Origin of the sequence: Paenibacillus pseudetheri (genome assembly GCF_924513355.1) — a bacterium.
In the GTDB taxonomy this organism is placed as follows: Bacteria; Bacillota; Bacilli; order Paenibacillales; family Paenibacillaceae; genus Paenibacillus_AQ; species Paenibacillus_AQ pseudetheri.
This window is the reverse complement of sequence record NZ_CAKMAB010000074.1, coordinates 1-7706: the sequence shown is the minus strand read 5'-3', so window position 1 is coordinate 7706 and position 7706 is coordinate 1. Positions and strand designations below refer to the sequence as shown.

At 45.1% G+C, this 7706-nt stretch carries 7 protein-coding genes and 1 rRNA gene; all 8 read right to left on the bottom strand.

Going from position 1 to position 7706, the window contains the following annotated elements; genetic code table 11:
• Positions 1-260: 260 nt before the first annotated feature.
• Positions 261-1412: an amidohydrolase family protein gene (locus tag L1028_RS30600; RefSeq protein WP_234541916.1), complete on the bottom strand. Its 1152-nt coding sequence runs from the start codon at positions 1410-1412 to the stop codon at positions 261-263.
• A gap of 2 nt (positions 1413-1414) precedes the next feature.
• Positions 1415-2473, bottom strand: a complete 1059-nt coding sequence (locus tag L1028_RS30595; protein ID WP_234541915.1) for a pyridoxal-phosphate-dependent aminotransferase family protein — start codon at positions 2471-2473, stop codon at positions 1415-1417.
• Positions 2470-3243: an ABC transporter ATP-binding protein gene (locus L1028_RS30590; protein ID WP_234541913.1), complete on the bottom strand. Its 774-nt coding sequence runs from the start codon at positions 3241-3243 to the stop codon at positions 2470-2472. Before L1028_RS30590 ends, L1028_RS30595 begins: the two co-directional genes overlap by 4 nt.
• A complete protein-coding gene (locus tag L1028_RS30585; RefSeq protein ID WP_234541912.1) occupies positions 3234-4001 on the bottom strand; it encodes an ABC transporter ATP-binding protein in 768 nt (255 codons plus the stop codon). Before L1028_RS30585 ends, L1028_RS30590 begins: the two co-directional genes overlap by 10 nt.
• Positions 3998-4864, bottom strand: coding sequence for an ABC transporter permease (locus tag L1028_RS30580; protein ID WP_234541911.1), 867 nt, complete (start codon positions 4862-4864; stop codon positions 3998-4000). Before L1028_RS30580 ends, L1028_RS30585 begins: the two co-directional genes overlap by 4 nt.
• Positions 4861-5850 carry an ABC transporter permease gene (locus L1028_RS30575; protein ID WP_234541910.1) on the bottom strand — a complete coding sequence of 330 codons (990 nt, stop codon included), beginning with the start codon at positions 5848-5850 and terminating at the stop codon, positions 4861-4863. The genes L1028_RS30580 and L1028_RS30575 overlap by 4 nt, the downstream gene beginning before the upstream one ends.
• Complete coding sequence (locus L1028_RS30570) at positions 5847-7463, bottom strand: ABC transporter substrate-binding protein (protein WP_234541909.1); 1617 nt, start codon at positions 7461-7463, stop codon at positions 5847-5849. The genes L1028_RS30575 and L1028_RS30570 overlap by 4 nt, the downstream gene beginning before the upstream one ends.
• Before the next feature lie 155 nt (positions 7464-7618).
• Positions 7619-7706, bottom strand: a 5S ribosomal RNA gene (gene rrf / locus L1028_RS30565); the annotation flags it as partial.

Genomic DNA, 7706 nt, shown 5'->3' with positions numbered 1-7706 from the left:
ATCATGTTCGGCTATTTAATGTCAAGCTCTTTTTTAACTTCTTTTTCGAGCTCGGCATGTGTATTTCTTGGCCGGACTTAGAATATATCATGTATAGAGATTCATTGCAACACTTTTTTTACAAAGGTTTAAAAACTATAAATCAAGTATTAATGAATAGACTCTGCCTTTATATACTGTTGCCTTGTATACATTCTATAATATAAAAGAAAAACAACTGCAAAAGATATCAGTTGTTTTAGAAGATAGCTTAGACGAATCTAAATTAATTCCGCTTCCTTCGCTCCAGTAATTACGGAAACGATACTGTTTCGAAGTACCTCTGCATTATGCGCCTGGTACGGATCGACATTGAAAACAACAGCATCTGCAATAAACCCTTCTGCAATCTGCCCCAGCTCGTTACCGCTCCCTAGAATGTCTGCAGCGCTCTTAGTAGCAGACTGCCACGCTTCTCTGCGAGTTAAGCCATAATCAATCAACGTATCCAGCTCTTGAAGGTTATAACCATGTAATGAAGGTGTAGCATAATCTGTACCGAATCCAATACGAACGCCTTCTCTTTTTGCATAAATAATGGCTTTAGAATGCGATTCAGCAGCGCGGGCAGCTCTTTCGCAAATGATCGGGTTCAACGCTAGAACACCTTTCTGATCTGCAGCAATGCGATAGATGGATGTAGTAGGTACAAAAGCTACCTCCGAATTAGCAAGTCTTCCTGCCTGATCCTCAGTCAGAAATATCCCGTGCTCTATAGATTCCACTCCGGATTGGATGGACCAATCTATCGTCACTCCTCCCCAGGTGTGAACGAGCACCTTTTTATCGTGGGCATGTGCATTACGAACAATGAATGCGAACTCTTCTTTGGAAAAGATCGGATCTACGACTTTCTCGGTGGGTGCCCCAAGACCGCCTGTGGCCATGATTTTTATCCAGCCCGCTCCTGTAGCAAAGATTTGCGCCATCCGTTGTTCCAAATGCTTAAGTCCACGGGCATCTGCTGCTCCAAGCATATCGCTGCTGGTATGCACTCTTAAAGGCTGCTGATACTGCTGAACAAGATGCTGTACTGTGCTGGGCGCAATTCCGCCTGCGTCCCGCACAGTCGTTACACCTGTCCTAAGAGTAGCCTCAAACGCTTGCGCCTGCATGGCTTCGATCTGCTGGGAGTCGCGCTTCAATTGATCTGCATGGTCAAAGTCTGTCCAAGCTAGATGCGTATGAAGATCAATAATACCAGGACTTATCCATAGCTCTGTGCCTGTAGGAGTTGAATTATTTTGTTGCGGCTCCGCTTCAGTAATAGATGAAAAATAGCCATCCTTGATCACAACATCAAAACGTTTACCTTCGATGCCTGCTATATGAATATCCTTGAATGTATGCAGCTCTGGATGCTTATGGATCATCTTCATTCCCCCCAAGCCAGCCGAACAGCCTGTAATGCCTGATCAGGGACTTGTTTCAACAACTCAGCAAGCGTTGATATGGCTTCCTCCACACTTTTCCGAGCAGCATTTGTTCCAAAATGATTGATCCGCAAAAGATGGCCGAATAATTCTCCGTCTCCTGGAGCCACAATGCCTATGGGCTTTTCGATCTGCAAATCTTGCTTTCCAGCAATCCGAACCGTTGTAGTCAGTGTAGAATAATGTCTGCTGTCCTTTTGCCAAGGCTCAAGTCCCAAGGATTCTATACCAGCTAACGTAGCAGCTGCAGCTCTTTCATGACGCTGAATGATTTGCTCCAATCCCTCTTCTTCAATTCGTGTCAAGGCCAGGATCAAAGCTCTAGCCTCTAATGTCGGAATATTTGGAGCAACTCGTAGTGGCGCGGTGCCATCCAGCGAAGGTCTGAGATCCAGCAAGGACAGAATGGAGTTACGCGGTGCATTTTTATTAGACTCAAGAAATTCCCAGCCACGTGGCGAAATACTGACGGCGCTAACGCCGTTAGGTCCAGCCAAAGCTTTTTGCGCGCCTATCACAGCAAAATCAACTCCCCATTCATCGACCAGTAACGCCTCTCCCCCAACCGCAGAAACCGAGTCCGTCACAGTAATGAGATTGAACTCCTTTGCAATCTTAAATATTTCTTTAGCCGGATTAGATCCACCTGTAACCACTTCAGCCTGAACAAAGGAAAGGGCACAAGGGCTAAACTCTTTAATTGCGGAAGCAACTTGGTCGCCAGTGACCACTTCATCAAAAGGAACCTTTACTTCAATAACCGTTGTTCCTCCCCGTTCAAGCCATTTTCCAAATAGACTTCCATAGGGACCTGTTACTATATTTACAATGGTTCGACCAGGCGCGGCTATTCCTGCAGCCACTGCCTCAATCCCCAGAATTGCCTCAGCAGGGATGATAACTGGTGGATGCTCAGTAAACAAGATTGTAGAAATCAATTGTGTAAGCTTATTGTACTCATCCACTGAAAGTGGCACATGTACATTATGTTCTGGGCTCATAAGAAACCTCCTGATGTACTTGATTTTGGCATTTTAGGAACCGCCGACAACAGCTCGTAACTATATTCATGTTTAGGCCGGATGAAGAATTGACCCTTCGGACTCTGCTCCACGATCTTTCCTTGCCGCATAACTGCTACTGTATCGCTAATTGCATTGATAACTCCTAGATCATGGGAAATAAAAAGCATGGTGAGATTAAGCTCAGCTTTCAGCGTATTGAACAGTTCGAGCACATTAAGCTGCACAGATACATCCAGCGCGCTTGTAGGTTCATCGGCGATCAGGATATTTGGTTCAACGCTTAATGCGCGAGCGATCGCTATCCGTTGCCGCTGACCACCAGAAAATTCGTACGGGAATTTATCTAAAGCCTTTTGCTCCAATTGAACCTGGCTCAAAAGCTCTTTACATCTTTGCTCAACGCCCGTACGTCCCACAATTTTATGAAACAATAAGGGCTCTGAAAGAATTTGCCTAATCGAATGCTTTGGATTCAGAGATGCATCAGGATTTTGGAAGATCATCTGAATTATTTTACGCTGCTCACGGCTTCTTTTCTTTTTTAACTCTTGGGTACCTAATAGGATCTTCCCCTCATGCGGGGCAATCAACCCAGCAATTACTCGCGCCAGCGTAGATTTCCCTGAGCCAGATTCTCCAACAAGTCCAAGAGTGGTGTGCTGCTCAAGATTCAGATGGATACAATCCAGTGCAGTAAATCCGCCATAGTGAACAGTTAAATCTTTTATTTGCAAGGCTAGTTCCATGAGTCTCTACCCCCTTCAAGCTCTGGCAAAGGAAGCACCGAATCAATCAGCATCTGTGTGTAAGGGTCGGATGGATTTTGCAAAATATCAAGGGTAGCGCCATGCTCAACAATCTGCCCTTGTTTCATTACACATAGGCGTGAGCACAAGTTGGCTGCAATCGCGAGATTATGCGTTACAAAAACCATGGCAAATCCCAACTCCTGCTGGAGGTTCGTGATCGTTTCAATAATTTGTCGTTGAACCGTGACATCCAGCGCCGTTGTCGGCTCATCACAGAGAAGAATACCTGGCTTGCACGCCAGTGCCAAAGCGATGACTACCCGTTGACACTGACCGCCTGACAGCTGACTCGGATATCGATCCTTGTTCTTTAAAGAATCAGGGAGACCCAGCCTTTCGAGTAGCTCCAGCGCAATCATTCGCGAAGCCTTTCGGCTTACTCTCTGTCTGTAATACACGACTTCAGCCAGCTGATTGACAACCATACAGAGTGGATCAAGCGCACCTCTTGGGTCTTGAAACACCATCGCACTGCTTACGTCACTCTTAATGGTGCCACCTGTCTGTTCAACACCATTTGGAAGTAGTCCCAGAATTGCACGCAGCGTAAGCGATTTTCCTGAACCCGACTCACCTACTAATCCTAGACTCTCCCCTTTGCCCAGCGAAAAGCTAACATTGTTGACTAATCTCTCTTTTGACTTCGCTGCCAGTGATAGTGCGTTTATTTCTAAAATGGGTTGTATAGACATCATTTTTTCCTCCATATGTCTGCCAAACCATCACCTAGGAGCGACAAAGCTATTCCGGTATACACCACTGCAAATCCTGGGACAGCTGAGAGCCACCAAGCTGTAGTGATGAAGGGCTGTCCATCCGAGATCATAGTCCCCCAGTCTGGAGTTGGCGGTGTAATACCGATCCCAAGATACCCCAGTGTAACAATGGCAACAAGCAATCCAATCATGTCTGTCATAAGAACGACCACGGCTTGCGGAAGCACATTGGGCAGCAGATGACGCAAAATAATGTTTACTCCGGGTAGCCCTAACGTTTGAGCGGATGCCACCCATTCCTGATTGCGAAAAGATGCGCTAAGACCTCTCACCACACGGGCAAAAACAATCCAACCTACAAGGATAAACGTAATATAAATGCCTCGTTCTCCTGCTCCACTGGCAAAAGCAACGATAATGACGATTAGATAAAAAGGAAATGCGATCAACGTATCCGACAGCAGAGTAATAACTGTATCAATCCATTTGCCGTAATATCCCGCCAGCATTCCTAGGAACACACCTATGCAAAAGGGAATGATTTCTGCCAAGACCATGATTTTTAAATCAGTCCTCGCTGCATAAATCAATCTAGTAAACAGATCACGTCCCAGCTGATCGGTTCCTAGCCAGTGTTCAGCCGACGGAGGCTGCAGAAAGGCGCTCAAATTTTGCTCGGAGGGATCATAGGGACTTATATACGGTATGAACACAGTCAAGAGAATAAGAGCTGCAAACATAATCATTCCCACTAGAAGTGAAGGGGTATTCCATATTCGTTTTAAGCCACTAGTCATCTTGCCACCCTCATACAATCGTGGTTCTAGTCTTATCGTTTTCATTGTTTTCCCTTCGTTCTGGGATCAAGCCACCAAGAAATGATTTCAATCAAGAGACTGATGATCACAACAGCTAGCGCACAGTAAAGTGCTATTCCTTGAATAACCGGAAAGTCCCGTTTCGAAATTGAAGTGAACAACAAGCTGCCAATTCCCTTTATTCCAAACACCTGTTCAACGACCAATGTGCCGCCGATTAGATAAGAAATATTCACACCCATCAGCATCAGTGTTGGAAGAGCCGAATTGCGAAGCACATGTTTAAATAAAATAACCCTGCTTGGTATTCCGGCAGCCTTAAGTGTGACTACAAAATCCGATTCTAACACTTCAAGCATCTGTGCTCTTAACGAACGGACCAATGTAGGAATCTGTGAGAAAGCAACGGTGATTGCCGGAAGTGCAAGACTGTGCAAGGCTCCAATCCACCCTTCACTTACTCCCCCAACGGGAAACCAGCCAAGCCGGACACTAAAGAGCAAAATTAAAAGTAAGCCAACCCAGAAGATTGGCATACCCAAAGTTATTGTAGGAAAAATACGTATTAAATGATCCAGCAGTTTATCCTTATGCGTAGCTGCTACTGTAGCGAACAGAAGTGATACGAAAATCGCCAACACACATGCCATTACTATGAGCAACAAAGTGACAGGGGCCCGCTGCATAATCAACTCTCTTGTTGATGTCCCCATAACAATGGAGTTTCCAGTATCCCCCTGAGTAAATAGCGTCTTCAGAAATCGCATGAACTGCTCCCATAAAGGGAGGTCCAGCCCAAGAGTATGATGCATACTCTTGAGCGCCTCAGGGGTACTGTATTCTCCCAATATCATTTTAGCTGGATCTCCAGGCACAATTCGGATGATGAAAAAGACTGCTATCATTACGCAGCAGATCACTGCCAGCGCTTTTATAAGAGATATCACAAGCCAGTTATACGAGTCCTTGCTTCCTCTAGGCTGATTTAACGCCTGCTTAAGATTCGTCATTGGCTGATGCGGACATCTTCAAAACGGGCGCTACCGTTAGGTAAAACAACAAGGCCATCGACTGAAGAACGAATACCTTGCAAAACATCTGGATAATAAAGCGGAATATACGGCACTTCATCAGCAAGTGTCTGCAGCAGCTTAGTATAGATTTGCGCGCGAGCATCGCCATCCGCTGTTTTTTGGCCCTCATATAGTAGTTTCGTTACTTCATCATTCGTATAATGCGTCCAATATGATTTGCTGAAGCCTTCCGGATCAGTTTGAAAAGCAATAATCGAGTTCGCTTCAGGGGAGTCTGCTTGACCGCTATTGAGCATTGCGGCGAAATCATATGCAAAGAAACGTTCACGGAAAGTAGCAAGCTCAATCGATTCAATCTCAATCTTAATCCCGATTGTTTGACCTGCTGCCTGGATAATTTGTGCTTCTTGTGCTCTTGTACTATTGCCGGAGGCTACAAGTAATTTGGTAGTGAATCCATTAGGGAAGGCAGATTTAGCAAGCTCCTCCTTGGCTGCCTCAACATTGAAGTTCAGAGCCTTGATTGTATCATTGGAGTTATACGGAATCGTTGTTGGCAGTAATGAGTTTGCTGTTTGTGCATAACCAAAGGTTAATGCTTTGGTCAAGCCTTCACGATCAAGTGCCAGAGCCAGAGCGCGGCGAACATGCACATCCGAGAAATGTTCATCCAGCGTATTAAAGAACAATTGCTCTGTCACCCAACTGCCGTTAGTAATTACTTTAGTGTCAGCTCCATCTTTGATCTCATTGGCATTTTGCAGCGCTAAAGATTCAATAGCATTAACTTCCCCAGCCTTCAGCTGGTTGATCGCTTGGCTATCGTCCTCAATCAACTTATAAACGAGCTTATCAATATAGGGTTTACCTTCTTGCCAGTAGAATTTATTCTTAGTGAAGGTCAGATCACCCGCAGTATCCCATGTTTCAACGACAAAAGGTCCCGTTCCGATGGGTTTCTTAAAGAATTCTTCTTCGGAAACTCCACCAAAATTGTTAGGCAGGATGCCATTTGAGAAATTAGATAGCTCTGAGATAAATGGTGTATAAGGCTCTTTAAGCGTAATAACAAGCGTTTTGTTATCCTGCGCTTTGATTGCATCTACCTTTGCGGATATTGCCAGTGGGCCGCCAACCTTCAAGTGGCGCTCAAGGGAGAATACGGCATCTTCCGCAGTCACATCCGTACCATTTGAAAACTTCAGACCATCGCGAAGTGCAAAAGTATACGTCAATCCATCCTCGCTAATACGGTGTGACTTCGCAAGCCAATCTACAATTTGGCCCTTGCCGTCAAAAGCTACTAACGATTCAAATACTTTGTCGATAGCAAAAGCATTGTTGGACGTAATTTGGTTATGCAAATCCAGCGAGGTTACAGAAGCAGGCCGACCATAGACGAAGGTTCCTCCTACTGCCGGCTCTGACGCTTGAGGACTCTGAGTTGCTGCACTCGCATTTGCAGGAGCTTCCTTATTGGAATCAGCCTTATTAGTAGATCCGGAGCAACCTGCGATTACCATCAATAGCAAGATTGATATTGCCCCAAACAGAATCGGCTTCTTAAAAGATAAATTAAAATATGACATACTCCGTTCCCCCTACAATTCATATACGTTTAATATGAATTGTATTATGGGTTAAACACTGTAGTCTGTCAAACAAAATTTAAATCGTACCCACCCTTTAAGTAAATAAATACAACAAAAAGACCACTGTCGATTACTCAACAGTGGTCTTGCGTGCTTGGCAACGTCCTACTCTCCCAGGACCCTTCGGTCCAAGTACCATCGGCGCTGGAGGGCTTAACGGTCGTGTTCGGGATGGGTACG

Bases quoted from the DNA above. Each gene is read 5' to 3' on its own strand.
- L1028_RS30600 (WP_234541916.1), bottom strand. From the start codon at position 1,412: ATGATCCATAAGCATCCAGAGCTGCATACATTCAAGGATATTCATATA.
- L1028_RS30595 (WP_234541915.1), bottom strand. From the start codon at position 2,473: ATGAGCCCAGAACATAATGTACATGTGCCACTTTCAGTGGATGAGTAC.
- L1028_RS30590 (WP_234541913.1), bottom strand. From the start codon at position 3,243: ATGGAACTAGCCTTGCAAATAAAAGATTTAACTGTTCACTATGGCGGA.
- L1028_RS30585 (WP_234541912.1), bottom strand. From the start codon at position 4,001: ATGATGTCTATACAACCCATTTTAGAAATAAACGCACTATCACTGGCA.
- L1028_RS30580 (WP_234541911.1), bottom strand. From the start codon at position 4,864: ATGAAAACGATAAGACTAGAACCACGATTGTATGAGGGTGGCAAGATG.
- L1028_RS30575 (WP_234541910.1), bottom strand. From the start codon at position 5,850: ATGACGAATCTTAAGCAGGCGTTAAATCAGCCTAGAGGAAGCAAGGAC.
- L1028_RS30570 (WP_234541909.1), bottom strand. From the start codon at position 7,463: ATGTCATATTTTAATTTATCTTTTAAGAAGCCGATTCTGTTTGGGGCA.